The organism is Streptomyces sp. CB01635, from assembly GCF_002803065.1.
In the GTDB taxonomy this organism is placed as follows: Bacteria; Actinomycetota; Actinomycetes; order Streptomycetales; family Streptomycetaceae; genus Streptomyces.
Map to the genome: position 1 here is coordinate 1 of NZ_NNBL01000023.1, position 20,037 is coordinate 20,037.

The 20,037-nt window shown below is 70.9% G+C and carries 15 protein-coding genes; 14 read left to right on the top strand and 1 reads right to left on the bottom strand.

The window, feature by feature from the left end; translation table 11 throughout:
- Window positions 1-16: 16 nt before the first annotated feature.
- From CG723_RS35525 to CG723_RS35545, 5 genes are all read left to right on the top strand, one after another.
- On the top strand, window positions 17-904 hold the full coding sequence (locus CG723_RS35525) for a type II secretion system F family protein (RefSeq protein ID WP_442802620.1): 888 nt from the start codon (window positions 17-19) through the stop codon (window positions 902-904).
- Window positions 905-926: 22 nt separating this feature from the next.
- Entirely contained in the window at window positions 927-1,703 is a 777-nt protein-coding gene (locus CG723_RS35530) for a type II secretion system F family protein (protein WP_100597769.1), read from the top strand.
- A gap of 108 nt (window positions 1,704-1,811) precedes the next feature.
- Window positions 1,812-2,015 (top strand): DUF4244 domain-containing protein, encoded by a 204-nt coding sequence (locus CG723_RS35535; RefSeq protein ID WP_100597770.1) that lies wholly within the window; start codon window positions 1,812-1,814, stop codon window positions 2,013-2,015.
- Window positions 2,008-2,457, top strand: a complete 450-nt coding sequence (locus CG723_RS35540) for a TadE family type IV pilus minor pilin (RefSeq protein WP_100597659.1) — start codon at window positions 2,008-2,010, stop codon at window positions 2,455-2,457. The genes CG723_RS35535 and CG723_RS35540 overlap by 8 nt, the downstream gene beginning before the upstream one ends.
- Entirely contained in the window at window positions 2,454-2,867 is a 414-nt protein-coding gene (locus CG723_RS35545) for an Rv3654c family TadE-like protein (protein WP_100597660.1), read from the top strand. The genes CG723_RS35540 and CG723_RS35545 overlap by 4 nt, the downstream gene beginning before the upstream one ends.
- A 21-nt stretch (window positions 2,868-2,888) precedes the next feature.
- On the opposite strand, the gene CG723_RS35550 is transcribed toward CG723_RS35545, so the two are convergent.
- Window positions 2,889-5,438, bottom strand: a complete 2,550-nt coding sequence (locus tag CG723_RS35550) for a DEAD/DEAH box helicase (protein ID WP_199842021.1) — start codon at window positions 5,436-5,438, stop codon at window positions 2,889-2,891.
- Window positions 5,439-5,518: 80 nt separating this feature from the next.
- Between CG723_RS35550 and bldG the strand changes: the two genes are divergently transcribed.
- The 9 genes from bldG to CG723_RS35595 all read left to right on the top strand — a co-directional run bounded on the left by bldG (window position 5,519) and on the right by CG723_RS35595 (window position 19,967).
- Window positions 5,519-5,860 (top strand): anti-sigma factor antagonist BldG, encoded by a 342-nt coding sequence (gene bldG, locus CG723_RS35555; protein ID WP_003975386.1) that lies wholly within the window; start codon window positions 5,519-5,521, stop codon window positions 5,858-5,860.
- Between the two features lie 98 nt (window positions 5,861-5,958).
- Entirely contained in the window at window positions 5,959-6,396 is a 438-nt protein-coding gene (locus tag CG723_RS35560) for an ATP-binding protein (RefSeq protein ID WP_100597661.1), read from the top strand.
- Between the two features lie 331 nt (window positions 6,397-6,727).
- The gene (locus tag CG723_RS35565) at window positions 6,728-9,133 is read left to right on the top strand and encodes a sodium-translocating pyrophosphatase (RefSeq protein WP_100597662.1); all 2,406 of its coding nucleotides are present in this window, start codon (window positions 6,728-6,730) and stop codon (window positions 9,131-9,133) included.
- A gap of 218 nt (window positions 9,134-9,351) precedes the next feature.
- Entirely contained in the window at window positions 9,352-9,942 is a 591-nt protein-coding gene (locus CG723_RS35570) for a small secreted protein (RefSeq protein WP_100597663.1), read from the top strand.
- 219 nt (window positions 9,943-10,161) lie between these two features.
- A complete protein-coding gene (locus CG723_RS35575) occupies window positions 10,162-11,685 on the top strand; it encodes a DUF7059 domain-containing protein (protein ID WP_100597664.1) in 1,524 nt (507 codons plus the stop codon).
- A gap of 233 nt (window positions 11,686-11,918) precedes the next feature.
- On the top strand, window positions 11,919-12,116 hold the full coding sequence (locus tag CG723_RS35580; RefSeq protein ID WP_100597665.1) for a hypothetical protein: 198 nt from the start codon (window positions 11,919-11,921) through the stop codon (window positions 12,114-12,116).
- A 249-nt stretch (window positions 12,117-12,365) separates the two neighbouring features.
- Window positions 12,366-15,200 carry a type I DNA topoisomerase gene (gene topA, locus CG723_RS35585; RefSeq protein ID WP_100597666.1) on the top strand — a complete coding sequence of 945 codons (2,835 nt, stop codon included), beginning with the start codon at window positions 12,366-12,368 and terminating at the stop codon, window positions 15,198-15,200.
- 161 nt (window positions 15,201-15,361) lie between these two features.
- Window positions 15,362-18,616 (top strand): dTMP kinase, encoded by a 3,255-nt coding sequence (gene tmk, locus CG723_RS35590; protein WP_100597667.1) that lies wholly within the window; start codon window positions 15,362-15,364, stop codon window positions 18,614-18,616.
- A 145-nt stretch (window positions 18,617-18,761) separates the two neighbouring features.
- Window positions 18,762-19,967, top strand: coding sequence for a DNA polymerase III subunit delta' (locus tag CG723_RS35595; RefSeq protein WP_100597668.1), 1,206 nt, complete (start codon window positions 18,762-18,764; stop codon window positions 19,965-19,967).
- The last annotated feature ends 70 nt before the right edge of the window (window positions 19,968-20,037 follow it).

The following is a 20,037-nucleotide window of genomic DNA, read 5'->3' on the forward strand; positions in this document are numbered from 1 at the left end:
GGAGGGGGCGGTTGTTGTGGTTGGGGTTGGGGCGGCGGGGGTCGGTGTGGGGCCTGGTTGTGCGGCTCTGGTCTGTGTGGGGGCGGCGGCCTGGGTTGCCGGTGGTGGGCACGGGCGTGAGGCGCGGCGGGCGAGGGAGTTGCTGGGTTCCGGCGGAGGTGTGCCGTGGGGCGCGCAGGCGTGGCGTGTGGGTTGGGCGCGGTGGCGGGAGCGGTGGGAGTGGTGGGTGCTGGTCGTAGGGGCCGTGCTCGCGGTCCTCGGGGCTTCCGTGGTGCCGCTGGTGGTGGGTGCCGCGGGGGTGCCTCTGGCGGCGCGGGTGCGGCGGGACCGGGAGGGGCGACGGGTGCGGGAGCGCCGGACGGACGCGGTGATCTCGCTGTGCGGGGTGCTGGCGGGGGAGGTGCGAGCGGGGCGGCAGCCGGGGGAGGCACTGATCGTGGCGGTGCGTGAGGAGGGCGAGACGAGAGCGGGCGGCTCGGGCGCTGGCGATGGGGCAGTCGTGGCTGCTGCCCGGTTCGGTGGGGACGTGCCGGGGGCTCTGGGGGAGGCGGCGCGGGCGCCGGGGGCCGAGGGGCTGTTGGGGCTCGCGGCGTGCTGGCGGGTGGCGGTGGACCGGGGTGCGGGCCTGGCGGCCGGGCTGGAGCGTCTCGCGGACGCGCTGCGGTCCGAGCGGGACCAAAGGGCTGACCTGCGAGCTCAGTTGGCCGGGTCGCGGTCGACGGCGGTGATGCTCGCGGGGCTTCCCGTCCTGGGCCTGTTACTGGGGAGCGTGCTCGGGGCCCGGCCGTTGAGGGTTCTGCTGCACACCGGGGCGGGGTTCGGGTGCCTGCTGGTGGGTGGGGTGTTGGAGGGAGCGGGGCTGTGGTGGGCGCTGCGGATCGTACGGGGAGCGGAGGAGCGGTGAGTGCTCAGGGAGCGGAGGAGTGATGAACGTTGTCCACAGGCTGGGGCTCGTGCTGTGTGTCGTGACGGGCTTGGGGTGGGTCGTGCATGAGGTGGTGGCACGGCGCAGGGAACGGGCGCTGCTGCGGAGGTGGAACGCCCTGCTGGAGGCGGTGACTGAGAAGCCCGCGGGGCGGGGCGTGGATGTGCGGGGCGCCATTGGCAGGTGGGGACCGCCAGCGGGGGCGGTCTGTGCCGGATACGTGCTGGTGGGCGGGGTGGCCGGGCTGCTGTTGGGGCTGGTCGCGGCGTTCGGGGTGTGGAGGTGGAGGCGAAGGGCCCGCGCGGCGGCCGGCGTGACGGCGTCTTCGGAGGCCCAGGCACGTCGGCAGCTGCCCTTGGCCGCTGATCTGTTGGCCGCGTGCATCGCCGCCGGGGCCGATCCCGTGAGGGCGGCGAGGGCTGTGGGGGAGTCGCTGGGTGGCCCGGTCGGCGAGGCTCTGGCGCGGGGTGCGGCCCAGGTGCGGCTCGGTGGTGAACCGCGTGCTGCGTGGCGGCAGCTGGCGTCGATACCGGGGGCCGGTGCGCTGGCCGGACTCCTTGAGCGGGCCGGTGATTCGGGTGCCCCGGCCGCGGAGCCGGTCGCGCGGCTGGCTGCGGAGGCCCGGGCCGAGCGAGGGCGTGCGACCACCGCGGTGGCGCGCCGGGCGGCCGTGCTGATCACGGCGCCGGTGGGCCTGTGCTTCCTGCCCGCGTTCGTGGCCATCGGAGTGCTGCCTGTGGTGATCGGGGTGGCCGGCGGGCTGTTGGGAGGTCGGTGAGAGGCCGCGGGGGAGGCCAGGGCCGGTGCGTGGCCCGGCCCGAGTTCGGCGGACGTCGTGTGGACGTCAGCCGGTGACGAACTTCAGAGGGATTTCATGGGGGTTGAGATGTACGGAGTGATGCGGGCGCGTGCCGGAATGTGGGTGCGTCGGATGCGGGCGGCGAGGCGGGACGCGGGGATGGTCACGTCGGAGTACGCGATGGGGCTGATCGCGGCGGTCGGATTCGCCGGACTGCTGCTGAAGGTGCTGACCAGCGGACAGGTGCAGGCCGCGCTTCAGGGGATCGTCGAGAGGGCTCTCCATGGGTAGGGCCGGCCGGCGCAGGCCACGGGCTGGTGAGCGGCAGGCCGGTACGCGACGCGCCGGTGACCAGGGCTTCGTGACGGCGGAGGCGGCCGTTGTGCTGCCGGTGCTCGTGACCTTCACACTGGCGCTGGTCTGGGCGCTGATGGCCGCGTCCGCACAGATCCAGTGTGTGGACGCGGCGAGGGCGGGCGCCAGGGCGATTGCCCGGCAGGACCCGCAGGGGGCGGCCGTGGAGTCGGCGAAGAGGGTCGCGCCGCGTGGCGCGAAGGTCGCCGTGAGCCGGGAGGGCGACCTGGTCCGGGTCGCGGTCGAGGCCGCGGCACCGGGGCCTGGCGTGCTGAACGTCCGCCTACGGGCCGACGCGGTTGCGTTGGCGGAGGAGACGGTGGGGACGGCCGAGCCGGCCGACGTAGCCGGGACAGCGGAGGCGGTGGGTGATTCATGAAGCGACGGAAGGCGTCTGGGGACAGGGGTTCCGCGACCGTGTGGGCCGTGATGGCGATGGCCGCGCTCGGGCTGGTCTTCGGGTGCGTACTGACCATGGGGCAGGCCGTCGTAGTGCGCCACCGGGCGGGTGGGGCCGCCGACTTGGCGGCTCTCGCGGCCGCCGATCACTGGATGGAGGGCCGGAAGGTGGCCTGCGCCCACGCGGCCCGGGTGGCGGCCGCACAGGACACACGGCTTGTGCGGTGCGCGGTGTACGGGGAAGTGTCCGACGTCACCGCGGCGGCCGACGCGGCGCCGCTGACCGCGGAGGTCAGGGCCAGGGCGGGCCCCGCAGGACCCGTGGCGCCTGAGGTCCCGACCGACCCGGCTGGTCCGACGGACCCAGCCGGCCCCGCGGATCCCGGGTGACAAGGGCCCTCGCAGGATCAGTCAGCCAGCGTCCCGACCTGGTTCCTGATCCTGCGATGTCGGCCGCCCCTCGGACGCAGCCTCCAGAGATGCCGATGCCGATGCCGGTGTCGGGGCCCCCGCCGATGGCGCGTCCCTGAGCAGGATCTTCAGCAGCCGTACCGCGCCGCGCTTGTGGAGCGGGTCGTTGCCGTTGCCGCACTTGGGCGACTGGATGCAGGACGGGCAGCCCGCCTCGCACTCGCAGGAGGAGATCGCTTCGAGGGTGGCCGTGAGCCACTCGCGGGCCGTGTGGAACGCGCGCTCCGCGAACCCCGCCCCGCCGGGATGGCCGTCGTACACGAAGACCGTGGGCAGCAGGGTGTCCGGGTGGAGGGGGATGGAGACACCGCCGATGTCCCAGCGGTCGCAGGTGGCGAACAGCGGCAGCATGCCGATGGAGGCGTGTTCGGCGGCGTGCAGCGCGCCGCCGAGGATCTCCGGGTTCACGCGGGCCGCGTCGAGTTGGTCCTCCGTCACCGTCCACCACACGGCGCGGGTGCGGAGGGTGCGGGGAGGGAGGTCGAGCTTGGTCTCGCCCAGGACTTCGCCGGTGATGAGGCGGCGGCGCAGGAAGGAGACGACCTGGTTGGTGACTTCGACGGAGCCGTAGCACAACCGGCCGTCGCCCCAGGGGACTTCGATGTCCCTCTCCAGTACGGAGATGGCGGTGGTGTCGCGGGCGGTCGTCGAGTAGGTCGGGTTGGCCTCCTCCACGAGGGCGACCGAGTCCTCCAGGTCCAGGTGCTTCACGAGATAGGTGCGGCCCTGGTGGAGGTGGACCGCGCCGTCGTGGACGGTCGTGTGCGCCGAGCCGGCGTCCACGGTGCCCAGGAGGCGTCCCGTACCGGCCTCGACGATCTGTACGGGGCTGCCGCCGTCGCCGCGGATGTCCGTCAGATCGGCGGCGCGTTCTCGGCGGGTCCAGTGCCAGGCCTTGGTGCGGCGGCGCAGCAGCTTCGCGTCCTCCAGCTGGGGGAGCAGCTCGGCGGTGGTCGGGCCGAACAGGGGCAAGTCGTCGTCGGTGAGCGGGAGTTCGGCGGCGGCCGCGCACAGATGGGGGGCTAGGACGTACGGGTTGTCAGGGTCCAGGACCGTGGACTCCACCGGCTGGTCGAAGAGGGCTTCGGGGTGGTGGACGAGATACGTGTCCAGGGGGTCGTCGCGGGCGACGAGGACGGCGAGCGCGCCCTGCCCCGACCGTCCCGCGCGGCCCGCCTGCTGCCACAGCGACGCCCTGGTGCCCGGATAGCCGGCGATGACGACGGCGTCCAACCCCGAGACGTCGATGCCGAGTTCGAGGGCGGTGGTGGCGGCCAGGCCGAGGAGTTCGCCGGAGTGCAGGGCGCGTTCGAGGGCGCGGCGTTCTTCGGGCAGGTAGCCGCCGCGGTAGGCGGCGACGCGGCGGGCGAGGGAGCGGTCGATCTCGGCGAGGCGTTCCTGGGCGATCACCGAGATCAGCTCGGCGCCGCGTCGGGAACGTACGAAGGCGACGGAATGGACGCCCTGCAGGGTCAGGTCCGTCAGCAGGTCCGCCGTCTCGGCGGTGGCGGTGCGGCGGACGGGGGCGCCCTTCTCGCCGTGGAGCTCGGTGAGAGGGGGTTCCCAGAGGGCGAAGACGAGCTCCCCGCGGGGCGAGGCGTCGTCGGCGATCTCGACGACCGGGAGACCCGTCAGGCGCTCGGCAGCGACGGCCGGGTCGGCAGCGGTGGCGGACGCCAGCAGGAACACGGGTTCCGAGCCGTAGCGGGCGCACAGGCGGCGCAGACGGCGCAGGACCTGGGCGACGTGGGACCCGAAGATGCCGCGGTAGGTGTGGCACTCGTCGATGACGACGTACTTGAGCGACTTGAGGAAGGAGGACCAGCGGGGGTGCGAGGGCAATATCCCGCGGTGCAGCATGTCGGGGTTGGTCAGGACGTAGTTGGCGTACTGCCTCACCCACTCGCGTTCCTCGACGGGGGTGTCGCCGTCGTAGACCGCGGGGCGGATCGCCGTGCCGAGCGGTTGTGAAAGTTCCTTCACCGATCTGCACTGGTCCGCGGCGAGTGCTTTCGTCGGCGCGAGGTAGAGCGCGGTCGCGCCGCGCCCGTTCGGGGCCTCGGAGCCGTCGAGGAGCCGGGAGAGCACCGGGACGAGGTACGCCAAGGACTTTCCGGAGGCAGTTCCGGTGGAGACGACGACCGACTCGCCGTCCATCGCGTGCTCGGCGGCGAGTGCCTGATGGGCCCAGGGATGCTCGATTCCGGCCGATTGGACGGCGGCGAGGACCTCGGATCGGATGCGGTCGGGCCATACGGCATGACGACCCGGTCGAGGGGGCAAGTGCTCCGTATGAGTGATGCGCGAAGCCCGGCTCGGACCCGAGGCGAGCCGGTCGAGAATCGCCCCTGGAGAGGGGCGGGAAGCGGTGTCCGCCGCGGGTTGTCCGGGGCGGTGATTCTTGGCCATCGGCACCGAGTGTGTCACTGGCGTGACGGACAATGCTCCTAAGGCGTCGTGCACGCCTGCCGGTAAGTGATTGAATGCCATCGCGGCTGGCGATCCGTCCCGGGGGCTCTGCCGAGGTGTCCCGAGGGACGACCGCTCGATAGCAAGGTGCTGGAGGATCCGTGGACCTGTCCCTGTCGACCCGTACCGTCGGCGATCGTACGGTCGTCGAGGTCGGTGGCGAAATCGATGTATATACCGCGCCCAAGCTGCGAGAGCAGCTGGTCGAGCTGGTGAACGACGGCAGCTTCCACCTTGTCGTCGACATGGAGGGAGTCGATTTCCTCGACTCCACCGGGCTCGGCGTACTGGTGGGCGGTCTGAAGCGAGTGCGGGCCCATGAGGGCTCGCTGCGACTGGTCTGCAACCAGGAGCGCATTCTCAAGATCTTCCGTATCACCGGCCTGACCAAGGTGTTCCCCATCCACACCTCGGTCGAGGAAGCCGTAGCGGCTACCGACTGATCGGTCACCGGCCCACAGGCCGGTGGCTGAGCGGAAGTGGGGGGCCGGGCCGATGGCCCGGTCCCTTCAGAGCACGCCCGTACATCCGAGGGGGATGCATGGCCACCGTCGAACTCCGATTCAGCGCGCAGCCCGAGCACGTCAGAACCGCCCGTCTGGTGGCGGCCGCGGTGGCGCGCAGGGCCGGAGTGGACGAGGCCGTGCTCGACGAGGTCAGGCTCGCTGTCGGCGAGGCCTGCAGCCGCGCCGTCGGTCTTCACCGGAGCAGCGGTATCACTGCACCCGTTCGGGTCCTTCTCACCGAGGAGGAGAAGCAGTTCTCCATCGAGGTCGGGGACGAGGCTCCGCGGAGCGTTCCCGGCGAGCAGTCGTCCGGCGCGCCCGGCGGGTCGGACGATCTGGCGGCGGAGGGCGAGGACGACATGGGCCTCGCCGTCATCAGTGGCCTCGTCGACGATGTGGAGGTCACCGCGGACGAGTCCGGTGGACTCATTCGGATGACTTGGCCGACCACGCCGGCGACTCTTCCGTCTTGACGCGGTCCCCCCGGCGTCCACGCAACGCCCCCTGATTCGCCCGTCCGTGGCTCCGCTCGACGCTGCCCCCATGTGATCGTTTCTGATTCCAGGCCCTGCCCTCACCCCGGTGAGCAGGGCCTATTTGCATTCCCTAGATCGTCGATCATAATTGGATCAAGCCTCAATGCTTTCAGGGCATTACTGCTTCTTGTGCGCCCATCGTGTTGGACGATCATTTGCCGGGTAGTAACGGATGGCAAATTCCGTTTCTCGCGCACTGTTTTGATCAGGCGCCGCTCCCTACAATCCGTCCACATCTTGAGCTCAGCCCAAGCGTCAAGGAGGACGAATGGCGGGGCTTTCTACCCCTCAAGCGTTTGACCACCCCTCAACCTTCGCAGCCGCGGTCCTGACCGACGGCAACCGGCTCATCGTCATGGTGATCGGCATCGTCGCGCTGGCCGCCCTCGTGGTGGCCGCAGTGCTCGTACGCCAGGTGCTGGCGGCAGGCGAGGGCACCGACAGCATGAAGAAGATCGCGGCAGCGGTCCAGGAAGGCGCGAATGCCTATCTCGGGCGGCAGCTGCGGACCCTCGCGGTATTCGCCGTCGTGGTGTTCTTCCTGCTCATGCTGCTGCCCGCGGACGATTGGAATCAGCGAGCCGGGCGTTCGATCTTCTTCTTGATCGGCGCGGTGTTCTCGGCGACCACCGGATACATCGGAATGTGGCTGGCGGTGCGCAGCAATGTGCGCGTCGCCGCCGCGGCCAGGGAGGCCACCCCGGCGGAAGGCGAGCCGGAAAAGGATCTCACCGCTGTCTCGCACAAGGCCATGAAGATCGCTTTTCGCACGGGTGGCGTAGTCGGCATGTTCACGGTGGGGCTGGGCCTGCTCGGCGCCTCCTGTGTCGTGCTGGTCTACGCGGCCGACGCGCCCAAGGTCCTCGAAGGATTTGGCCTCGGTGCGGCGCTCATCGCGATGTTCATGCGTGTCGGAGGCGGCATCTTCACCAAGGCCGCCGACGTCGGCGCCGACCTGGTCGGCAAGGTCGAAAAGGGCATTCCGGAGGATGATCCGCGTAATGCCGCGACCATCGCCGACAACGTGGGCGACAACGTCGGCGACTGTGCCGGTATGGCCGCCGACCTCTTCGAGTCGTACGCCGTCACGCTGGTCGCCGCGCTGATCCTCGGCAAGGCGGCCTTCGGCGACTCCGGGCTCGCCTTCCCGCTGATCGTTCCCGCGATCGGCGTAGTGACGGCGATGATCGGCATCTTCGCCGTTGCGCCGCGCCGGTCCGACCGCAGCGGCATGAGTGCCATCAACCGCGGGTTCTTCATCTCCGCGGTCATCTCGCTCGCCCTTGTGGCCCTGGCCGTCTACACCTACCTGCCGGGGACGTATGCCGAGCTCAACGGCATCACCGACGCGGCGATCAAGGTGAAGGACGGCGATCCGCGGATCCTGGCCCTCGTCGCCGTGGCCATCGGCATCGTGCTCGCTGCGCTGATCCAGCAGCTCACGGGCTACTTCACCGAGACCAGCCGGCGTCCGGTCCGCGACATCGGCAAGTCGTCGCTCACCGGACCTGCGACCGTCGTGCTCGCCGGAATCTCCATCGGCCTCGAATCGGCCGTCTACACCGCCCTGTTGATCGGTCTCGGTGTGTACGGGGCGTTCCTGCTCGGCGGCACGTCGATCATGCTGGCGCTGTTCGCCGTCGCCCTCGCGGGCACGGGTCTGCTGACCACGGTCGGCGTCATCGTCGCCATGGACACCTTCGGTCCCGTTTCCGACAACGCGCAGGGCATCGCCGAGATGTCCGGCGACGTGACGGGATCGGGTGCGCAGGTCCTCACCGACCTGGACGCCGTGGGCAACACGACCAAGGCCATCACCAAGGGAATCGCCATCGCCACGGCTGTACTGGCGGCCTCGGCGCTCTTCGGGTCCTACCGTGACGCGATCGTCTCCGCCGCCCAGGACGTCGGCGAGAAGGTCGGCGACGGCGGCCCGATGAACCTCGTGATGGACATCTCGCAGCCCAACAACCTGGTGGGCCTGATCGCCGGCGCGGCGGTCGTGTTCCTCTTCTCCGGGCTCGCGATCAACGCGGTGTCGCGGTCCGCAGGTGCCGTGGTCTACGAGGTGCGACGGCAGTTCCGCGAACACCCCGGGATCATGGACTACACGGAGACGCCGGAGTACGGGCGCGTCGTCGACATCTGCACGAAGGACGCGCTGCGGGAGTTGGCCACGCCGGGTCTGCTCGCCGTTCTCGCGCCCATCGCGATCGGCTTCACGCTCGGTGTCGGTGCCCTCGGTTCGTTCCTCGCCGGCGCGATCGGCACCGGGACGCTGATGGCGGTCTTCCTCGCCAACTCCGGTGGCGCGTGGGACAACGCGAAGAAACTCGTCGAGGACGGGCACCACGGCGGCAAGGGCAGTGAGGCCCACGCCGCGACCGTCATCGGCGACACGGTCGGCGACCCGTTCAAGGACACGGCCGGGCCCGCGATCAACCCGCTGCTGAAGGTGATGAACCTGGTGGCGCTCCTCATCGCGCCCGCGGTCGTCAAGTTCAGCTACGGGGCGGACGCGAGCCTGGGCGTACGGATCGTCGTCGCCGTGCTGGCAATCGGCGTGATCGTCGGTTCCGTTTACGTCTCCAAGAGGCGCGGCATCACGGTCGGCGACGACGACAACTCCGACCACGTACCGAAGCAGCCGGCGGACCCGGCGGTGGTTTCCTGACCCTGGGTTTCACCTGGTCAGGTACGGCCGCAAGCTCAACGGGCGGGCGGACAGCGCGTATTGACGCGCTGTCCGCCCGCCCGTGTCAGGTGACGGCCCTTCAGTGAGGCTTATCTCTCTTGGTGCAAATGGCTGCAAAAAGCCGGTAAAGCATCCATAGCGGACGTCCGACATGCGATTGTCGCCCACTTGGCGTGTATGTTCCGGGGCCGAGAGCCATGGAAGGGACCAATCCGGTGAACAAGAAGCTTGCAGCCGCACTGTCCAGCGGTGCGGTACTGGTGCTTGCGCTGTCGGGATGCAGCAGCGACGACGGCAACGAGAAGCTGGACTCCTGGGCCAAGACGGTCTGTGATGCGGTCCAGCCGCAGGCCAAGAAGATCGAGAACGCCAACGCCGCGATCCAGAAGGAGACGTCGGACAACAGCAAGCCCGCGGACGTCCAGAGCACCGACTCGCAGGCCTTCCAGGACATGTCCGACGCCTACAAGGCGATCGGTTCGGCCGTGGACAACGCGGGCGCCCCGCCGGTCGACGGCGGCGACAAGAAGCAGAAGGACGCGGTCAAGGAGCTCAACGGGATCTCGGCCTCGTACGCGGATCTGAAAAAGCAGGTCGACAAGCTCGACACCAAGGACCAGGCGAAGTTCGCCGACGGCCTCAAGGGCATCGCGGGCGAGCTCGACAAGCTGAGCCAGAGCGGGAGCGACGCGCTCAAGAAGCTGGAGGAGGGTGACGTCGGCAAGGCGATGGCGAAGCAGGACAGCTGCAAGAGCGCATCCGCTTCCCCGGCTCCCTCCAAGAGCTGACGCAGGTGAGCTGATTCCGGATGTCGGCCCGGGTGGGCCGGCATCGGGAGCCGGCTCCGGGTGAACCCGCTCCGGAAGCCTGTTCCACGCGAGCCTGTTCCACGCGGGCTGCCTCCGTGCGCTGACGTTTTCCCTCGTGTCCCCGGTGCCGTCTTCACGCGGTGCCGGGGACACGTCGTATGTGGGTGGCCATCCGGGGTCCGGGGTGACAATGGGGGCGTGAGTAGCTCCAGTCTGTCCAAGTTGCCGTCCACTGACCGTGACGATGTCGCCGCCCGGCTGCGTGAGTCCCTGCTGGGGGCCGAGTTCACCGCCGACGGCCTGCTCGAGCTGCTCGGGGCGCCGGCCTACGCGGCGCTCGCGCGGAGCGAGACCGTCCCCGCCCTGCGGGCGACCCGCGGGGACAGCCCGCTGGAGACGCTCGTACGGCTGTTCCTGTTGCAGCAGCCCGCGGAGTACGCGCGCGTGGCGGCCGTTCTGCCCGTCGAGGAGTGCCTGGAGAGCGGGTGGCTGACGCGCGCCGGCGATGACGAGGTCGCCGCGGCCGTCGACGTACGGCCGTACGGGGGGCCCGACGGCGAGGACTGGTTCATCGTGTCCGACCTCGGGTGCGCCGTCGGCGGCGCCGGAGGCATCGGCAGCCGCGCCGAGGGCGTCGTCCTGGGCGTCGGCGGCGCGTCCACGACGCTGTCCGGAATCACCGTGCGTACGCCCGTGGAGAGCGCCCTCGACCTCGGTACGGGCTCCGGGATCCAGGCCCTGCACGCCACCCGGCACGCCACGCGTGTCGTCGCCACCGACCTCAACCCGCGCGCCCTCCACATGACGGCGCTGACCCTCGCCCTCTCCGGCGCGGGCCCCGTGGACCTGCATGAAGGCTCGTTGTTCGAGCCCGTGGGCGACGAGACGTACGACCTGATCGTGTCGAATCCGCCCTTCGTCATCTCGCCGGGTGCGCGGCTGACGTATCGGGACGGCGGGATGGCCGGGGACGATCTGTGCCGCACGCTCGTTCAGGAGGCGGGGGCACGACTGAACGAGGGCGGGTACGCGCAGTTTCTCGCCAACTGGCAGCACATCGACGGGGAGGAGTGGACCGACCGGCTCCGGTCCTGGGTGCCGCGTGGGTGCGACGCATGGGTCGTGCAGCGCGAGGTGCAGGACATCACGCAGTACGCCGAGTTGTGGCTGCGGGACGCCGGGGATCACCGCACGGATCCGGCGGAGTACGCGGCGCTCTACGACGCGTGGCTCGACGAGTTCGAGGCACGCAAGGTGCGTGGCGTCGGATTCGGCTGGATCACGCTGCGCAAGGCGCCGGAGGACGTCGAGCCGTCCGTCACGGTGGAGGAGTGGCCGCACTCCGTCGAACAACCCCTCGGGGACACGGTGCGGGCGCACTTCGAGCGCCTCGACTATCTGCGCACGCACGACGACGCCGCCCTGCTCGGCGCCCACTTCAAGCTCGCGGGCGAGGTCGTGCAGGAGCAGGTCGGGCTGCCGGGGGCCGAGGACCCGGAGCATGTGGTGCTGCGCCAGCACCGCGGGATGCGCCGGGCCACGAAGGTGGACACGATCGGCGCCGGGTTCGCGGGCGTCTGCGACGGCACGCTCAGCGCCGGCCGGATCCTCGACGCCATCGCGCAACTGGTCGGGGAGGACCCGGTCTTGCTGCGGGACCGCACGCCCGCGCAGATCAGGATGCTCGTCGAGCAGGGGTTCCTGGAGCCGGCTCAGGTCTGACCGCGGGGCTGAGGCGATTCCGCTTTTCTTCCCGAAGATCTCGGGAGGTCTCTCGGAAGATCTCTGGTCAGGACTCTGAAGATCTTCCGAGAGGCCTCAAAAGATCTCCGGTGGTGCCCCGCGACATCGTTGCCAAAGGCATGCGTGGCGGTCGTTCACCCGGGGTTCGTCCTGACGTCTCCCACGCGTGTCAGCCTCACCGGCCTGGGGACCCAGCACCGGGAGGAAAAGCCATGGAGAGCGGACCAGCGATCTTCGCCGGGACCGTGTTCACGCTGTTCGGGGCAGGACTGCTGCTGTGGACCGGGGTGCGTGTCATGCACCGCGCACCCGTCGCCGACGGTGTGAACCCCGTCGCATCGGCGACGCTCGCCACCCTGGCCGCAGTGGCCTCCCTGGTACTCGGGGTGTGGTGCTTCGGCCGGTTCTGAGCGGCGGCCCGTAGGGGGGGTCCCGGGTGAGGGCCCGGTGGACGTCCCGGACACCCTGTGGGCACTCCGGGCGGCAGGATCGTCGGTAGTCGGGTTACCGTTCGAGTGGCCGTTGCGGGCTTTTCCCGTTTGACACGGGGGCGGGAGGTACCGTCACACTCCGCAGCGACACCGCACGTACCGCAGTGCCGACCCCCATGTCCCGAGGGCGCGGGGGATCCCCAGTGCCGACCGGAGAGAAGAGCGAAGTTGTCCCCGACCAGCGAGACCGCACACGGCGGCCGCCGACTCGTCATCGTCGAGTCGCCTGCCAAGGCGAAGACGATCAAGGGCTACCTCGGCCCTGGATACGTCGTCGAAGCGAGCGTCGGGCACATCCGCGACCTCCCGAGCGGCGCCGCCGAGGTGCCCGAGAAGTACACCGGCGAGGTGCGCCGGCTCGGTGTGGACGTCGAACACGACTTCCAGCCGATCTATGTGGTCAACGCTGACAAGAAGGCCCAGGTCAAGAAGCTCAAGGACCTGCTGAAGGACTCCGACGAACTCTTCCTCGCCACCGATGAGGACCGCGAGGGCGAAGCCATCGCGTGGCACCTCCTCGAGGTCCTGAAGCCCAAGGTCCCCGTCCACCGCATGGTCTTCCACGAGATCACCAAGGACGCGATCCGCAGCGCCGTCGCCAACCCGCGCGAGCTCAACCAGCGCATGGTCGACGCCCAGGAGACCCGCCGCATCCTCGACCGCCTCTACGGCTACGAGGTCTCGCCGGTCCTGTGGAAGAAGGTCATGCCGAAGCTGTCGGCGGGCCGTGTCCAGTCGGTGGCCACCCGCCTCGTCGTCGAGCGGGAGCGCGAGCGCATCGCCTTCCGCTCCGCCGAGTACTGGGACCTGACCGGCACCTTCGCGACCGGCCGCTCCGGTGACGCCAGCGACCCGTCGAACCTCGTGGCCCGCCTGAGCGCGGTCGACGGCAAGCGCATCGCGCAGGGCCGCGACTTCGACTCGGTCGGCCGGCTGAAGTCGGCGAACGTGCTGGCCCTGGACGAGACGAACGCCCGCGCGCTCGCCGCCGCCCTGGAGAACACGAACTTCGCCGTACGGTCCGTCGAGTCGAAGCCGTACCGTCGCTCGCCGTACGCCCCGTTCCGCACGACGACGCTCCAGCAGGAGGCGAGCCGCAAGCTCGGCTTCGGCGCGAAGGCCACGATGCAGGTGGCCCAGAAGCTGTACGAGAACGGCTTCATCACCTATATGCGTACGGACTCCACGACCCTGTCCGACACGGCGGTCTCGGCCGCCCGTGCGCAGGTCACGCAGCTGTACGGGGCCGACTACCTGCCGGACAAGCCGCGCACGTACGCCGGCAAGGTCAAGAACGCGCAGGAGGCGCACGAGGCGATCCGTCCGTCGGGTGATCGTTTCCGCACGCCCGCCGAGACCGGCCTGACCGGCGACCAGTTCCGGCTCTACGAGCTGATCTGGAAGCGGACCGTCGCCTCCCAGATGAAGGACGCGGTCGGTAACTCCGTCACGGTCAAGATCGGCGGCACCTCCGCCGACGGCCGTAACGCCGAGTTCTCCGCCTCCGGCAAGACGATCACCTTCCACGGCTTCCTCAAGGCCTATGTCGAGGGCGCGGACGACCCGAACGCCGAGCTCGACGACCGTGAGCGCCGGCTGCCGCAGGTCTCCGAGGGCGACGCGCTGTCCGCCGAGGAGATGACGGTCGACGGTCACGCGACCAAGCCGCCGGCTCGCTACACCGAGGCCAGCCTGGTCAAGGAGCTCGAAGAGCGCGAGATCGGCCGCCCGTCGACGTACGCGTCGATCATCGGGACCATTCTCGACCGCGGCTATGTGTTCAAGAAGGGGACGGCTCTCGTGCCCTCCTTCCTGTCCTTCGCCGTGGTCAACCTCCTGGAGAAGCACTTCGGGCGGCTCGTCGACTACGACTTCACCGCCCGGATGGAGGACGACCTCGACCGCATCGCCCGCGGTGAGGCCCAGGCCGTGCCGTGGCTGCGACGCTTCTACTTCGGCGAGGGCGAGGGCTCCGGAGGCGCCGCCGAAGCGGGCAACGGCGACGGCGACCACCTCGGCGGCCTCAAGGAGCTCGTCACCGACCTGGGCGCGATCGACGCCCGCGAGGTGTCGTCCTTCCCCGTCGGCGAAGGCATCATCCTGCGCGTCGGCCGCTACGGCCCCTACGTCGAGCGCGGCGAACGCGACTCCGAGAACCACCAGCGCGCGGACGTGCCTGAGGATCTCGCTCCGGACGAGCTCACCGTCGAGTACGCGGAGGAGCTGCTCGCCAAGCCGAGCGGAGACTTCGAGCTCGGCGCCGACCCCGTCTCCGGGAACCAGATCATCGCGAAGGACGGACGCTACGGTCCGTACGTCACCGAGGTGCTCCCCGAGGGCACCCCGAAGACCGGCAAGAACGCGGTCAAGCCGCGTACGGCGTCGCTCTTCAAGTCGATGTCCGTCGACACGGTCACCCTGGACGACGCCCTCAAGCTGATGTCCCTGCCGCGCGTGGTCGGCGCCGACGCCGAGGGCGTCGAGATCACCGCGCAGAACGGGCGGTACGGGCCGTACCTGAAGAAGGGCACCGACTCGCGCTCCCTGGAGACCGAGGAGCAGCTCTTCGCCATCACGCTGGAAGAGGCCCTCGCGATCTACGCGCAGCCCAAGCAGCGCGGGCGCGCGGCCGCCAAGCCGCCGCTGAAGGAGCTCGGCGAGGACCCGGTCAGCGGGAAACCCGTCGTCGTCAAGGACGGCCGCTTCGGCGCGTACGTCACGGACGGCGAGACGAACGCAACGCTCAGGTCGTCCGACTCGGTCGAGGAGATCACGCCCGAGCGCGGCTACGAACTGCTCGCCGAGAAGCGGGCGAAGGGCCCCGCCAAGAAGACGGCCAAGAAGGCCGCGAAGAAGGCTCCGGCGAAGAAGGCGCCCGCCAAGAAGACGGCTGCCAAGAAGACCGCCGCTTCGAAGACGACGGCTGCCAAGAAGACGACCGCAGCGAAGAAGACGACGGCCAAGAAGGCGACGGCTTCGAAGTCGACCTCTACGGAGGAGTAGTCATCCTCCGGTGGTCCTCTACTGAGGTCCTTCTACGGAGGAGTGGGCACACGGCAGTGTGCACGCGCGCGAATGTCGTACGGCCGCCGGGGCGAGTGCCCCGGCGGCCGTATGTTCGGGTGGACCCTCGGGGAGTCAGTGGGTCCGGATAGGCTGGACGAATGACGCGAGCCGAGCAGCCAACGGCCCAGAATCCGGCCCCCGACGACGCCCTGGTCGCAGATTCCCGGGAGCGCGCCGTCCGCGCCCTGCTGCGCGTGCCGCAGCTGAAACGACTGTGGAGCGCCCAGCTCGTGGGCGGCATCGGTGACGCACTCGGGCTTCTCGTGCTCGTGGTGCTGGCCCTTCAGACAGCAGTCTCCGAGGGCTCGTTCGGGGGCGGGTACCGGGGCGTGGCCTTCGCCGTCGCCGCCGTGTTCGGCGCGCGCGTCCTGGCGACGCTGCTCTTCGGAGCCGTACTCCTCGGCCCGCTCACCTCGCTCACCTCCGCGGACGGTCCCCTGGACCGGCGCTGGACCATGGTCGGCGCGGACGGCGTGCGGGCCGCGCTCCTCATCGTCGCGCCCCTGTGGATCGACTGGACACCGGACAACGCGCTGGCGGTCCTGCTCGTCACCGCCTTCGTCGTCGGCGTCGCCGAGCGCTTCTGGACCGTGTCGCGCGAGAGCGCGGCGCCCGCGCTGCTGCCCGCGCCGCCCCTCGAAGGCGCGGCCGTACGTCCGCTGCCCGACCACATGGACGCGCTGCGGCGCCTCTCCCTGCGCACCGGATTCGTGGCGCTGCCCGTCGCGGCCGCCGCGCTCGTCGCCGTCACCCTCGTGGGGAATCTGATCGGGGCCGGGGTCGACTGGTTCGGCCTGCACCAGGCCGCACTCGCCTCCTACGTGGCGGCCGGCCTGTTCGCCGCCTCGCTGTCCGTCGTCTTCTTCCTCGAACTGCCCGACACGCAGACCCCGCGCGCGCGGTCGCCGCTCGAGGGCATGCGCCGCCCGAAGACCGGCAGCGGCGTCGACAAGGGACGCACGGGCGCCATCCCGCTCCTCGTCCTCGCCTGCGCCGCCGTCGCCGCCGCGATCTCGGCGGCGGTCGCCGTCTCCGTGCTGCACGCCAAGGACCTGTCCGGTGGCCCGGTGACCTTCGGGCTGCTCGTGCTCGGGCTCACCGGCGGCACTGTCATCGGCATCCGCTCGGCGCCCTCCGTGCTGCCGTCGCTGTCGCGCCGCAGGCTCCTCGCGCTCGCGATCGCCCTGACCGGCATCGCCCTGCTCGCCGCAGGCCTGGTCCCGGACGTCACGAGCGTGCTGCTGATCGTCACCCTCGCCGGCGTCACCGCGGGCATCGCTGCCAACACCGGGCACACGCTCCTCGACCAGGAGTCCGAGGACTACCGGCGAGCCCGCACGACCGAGCACCTCCAGGCGGTCGTACGGGTGTCCATCGCGGTCGCCGCCGTCGCGGCGCCCCTGCTCGCGGCCGCGATCGGCCCGCACCGGCTGGTCAACGGCAAGTTCGTGTTCGCGCACGGCGGCGCCGCCTTCACGCTGATGCTCGTCGGTGCCCTGCTGCTGCCCGTGGCCGCCCTCGTACTCGCCAAGGCCGACGACCGCAGCGGAGTGCCCCTGCGGCACGACCTGCGCGACGCGCTGCTCGGTGGGAACGACCCGGCGCAGGCCCCCGCAACGACCGGATTCTTCATCGCCCTGGAGGGCGGCGACGGCGCCGGGAAGTCGACCCAGGCCGAGGCGCTCGCCGAGTGGATCCGCGGCAAGGGTCACGAGGTCGTCGTCACGCGCGAGCCCGGCGCGACCCCGGTCGGCAAGCGGCTGCGCTCGATCCTCCTCGACGTGTCGTCGGCAGGCCTCTCGCACCGCGCCGAGGCCCTCCTGTACGCCGCCGACCGCGCGGAGCACGTGGACACCGTCGTACGGCCCGCCCTCGAACGCGGCGCCGTCGTCATCTCCGACCGCTACATCGACTCGTCCGTCGCCTACCAGGGCGCCGGCCGCGACCTGTCGCCGACCGAGGTCGCCCGCATCAACCGCTGGGCGACCGGCGGACTCGTACCGCATCTGACCGTCCTGCTCGACGTCGACCCGCAGGCGGCCCGCGAGCGGTTCACAGAGGCGCCCGACCGGCTCGAATCGGAGCCGGCCGAGTTCCACGCGCGCGTGCGCTCAGGTTTCCTCACGCTCGCCGCCGCCGACCCCGGCCGCTACCTCGTCGTCGACGCGGCCCAGGAGCCGGAAGCCGTCACGACCGTGGTCCGGCACCGGCTCGACATGGTGCTGCCGCTCTCCGAGGCCGAGGTGAAGGCCCAGGAAGAGGCCCGTAAGGCCGCCGTGGAGGAGGCCCGCAGGAAGGCCGAGGCCGAGGCCGCCCGCAAGGCCGAGGAGGAGCGCGTCGAGCGCGAGCGGCTGGAACAGCTCGCCAAGCTGCGCGCCGAGGAGGAGGAGCGCAAGCAGCGCGAGCTGGAGGAGGCGCAGCGGCGCGAGGCCGAGCGCCAGGCCGAAGAGGCCCGGCAGCGCGCCGAGGAGTCGCGGCGCCGTGCCGAGGAGGAGCGCGCCAGGCTCCTCGCCGAGGAACAGACCCGGGCCGCCGAGGAGGAGCGCCGCCGCCGTCAGGCGGAGGAAGAGGCGCGCCTGCGCGCGGAGGCCGAGGAACGGCGCCTGGAGAAGCAGCGCAAGGCGGAGGAGGCGCTGCTGCGGGCGGAGGAGGCACGGCGGCTCGCGGCGGCATCTGCGGCGGCGGCTTCCGCGGCGGCCGAGTCCGCCTCCGCCTCGTCTGCCTCTGCCGCTGGGGCGGGGGCTGGGTCCGCGAGTGCTGCCGGGCATCCGGTGGCCGACAACGAGACCACCATTCCCACGCCTGTGATGAAGCCCACGGGTGGGGCGGCCGATGAGACGGCCGTGCTGCCGCCGGTCGGGGATGCCGGTACGGGTCCCGGGACTGGTGGGGCTGGTTCTGACGCCGGTCCTGCCGCTGCCGCCAGGGCTGGGCGTGGGGCTTGGCACGGTGGGGACAACGACGAGACGACTCAGCTGCCGGTGCCGCCGCGTCCCGCGCAGCACCAGGGCGGGGCCGCCGACGAGACGGCGGTGCTGCCGCCGGTGCGTGATGACTCCGTGGGTAGCGGTGCCGGCGGTGGGCCGGCGGATCGGGTTCCGCCGGGGTACTTCCGTGATGAGCGCCAGGCGTCGGCTCCGTCAGCGGGTGCCGGTGCTGGGTCGAACGACCGTACGCGCGAACTGCCCCAGGTCGACGAGGAGGGCCGACCGCGACAGCGGCCGAGGCCCGACTGGGCGGAGGAGACCCCGCTCGATGACCTGCCGTCGCTGGCGGACGAGTTGCTCGGCGGGCACGACGACGCAGGTGAGGGCGACGAGGGAGCGGGCGGCAGGCGCCGGGGCCGGCGCTGAGCCGACCGCGCGGAAGCTGTTGCCGTCCGGCGGCCGAGGGCCGGATCGACCAGTGGCTCGGTCGCCGGACGGCGTTGTCAGTGGCGTCCCGCACAATGAATCCGGTAGAGCGAAGTGCCGGAGTTCGACGGTGAGGCGGTAGTCCATGCCCGTATGGGACGACCTGGTGGGTCAGGAGCGCGTGGCCGCGCAGCTCGACGCCGCCGCGCGGGACGCCGACGCGCTCGTCACGGCCAACGCGACGAACGCTCCGCCGCCCGAGGCCTCCAGGATGACGCACGCCTGGCTCTTCACCGGTCCGCCCGGAGCGGGGCGGGCGACCGCGGCGCGCGCGTTCGCCGCCGCGCTCCAGTGCGTCAGCCCGGACCGAGCGCTGGGCGGAGCCCCAGGCTGCGGATTCTGCGACGGCTGTCACACCAGCCTCGTGGGCACGCATGCCGATGTGGAGATCGTCCGTACAGACCTGCTCTCCATCGGTGTGAAGGAGACCCGCGAGCTTGTCCGCAGAGCACACCTCTCGCCTGCGGTGGGCCGGTGGCAGGTCATCGTCCTGGAGGACGCGGACCGCCTCACGGAGGGCGCGGGGAACGTACTTCTGAAGGCCGTCGAGGAGCCCGCCCCGCGGACTGTCTGGCTGCTTTGCGCGCCCTCCCTGGAAGACGTGCTGCCCACGATCCGCTCCCGCTGCCGCCACCTGACGCTGCGTACGCCCGCGGTCGAGGCGGTGGCCGACATGCTCGTACGACGCGACGGCATCGAGCCGGCCGTCGCCGCCGAGGCGGCCCGCGCCACGCAGGGCCACATCGACCGCGCGCGGCGCCTCGCCACGGACCCGCGCGCGCGGGCGCGCAGAGCGGCGGTGCTGAAGCTGCCCCTGCGTGTCGACGACATCGGCGGGTGTCTGAAGGCCGCCCAGGAGCTGATCGACACCGCGGCGGAGGACACCAAGCAGCTCGCCGAGGAGGTCGACACCAAGGAGACCGAGGAGCTGAAGGCGGCGCTCGGCGGGCAGAGCGGCGGCCGGATGCCGCGCGGCACGGCCGGTGCCATGAAGGAGCTGGAGGACCGCCAGAAGCGCCGTAGAACGCGTACGCAGCGCGACAGCCTCGACCTGGCCCTCACTGACCTCACGGGCTTCTACCGCGATGTTCTTGCCCTGCAGCTCGGCTCCCGCGTGGCCCTCGCGAACACTGAGGCGCAGGACACCCTGGAGCGCCTCGCCCGCGCGGCCTCGCCCGAGGCCACGCTCCGCCGCATCGAGGCGATCGCCGCATGCCGTGACGCGCTCGACCGCAACGTGGCGCCGCTGCTCGCGGTGGAGGCGATGACGATGGCGCTGCGGGCGGGCTGACACACCTTCTATTAATTCGATTAACTCGTACGGGGCGCGGCGGCCACACTCCGCGACTGGCCGAACGCGG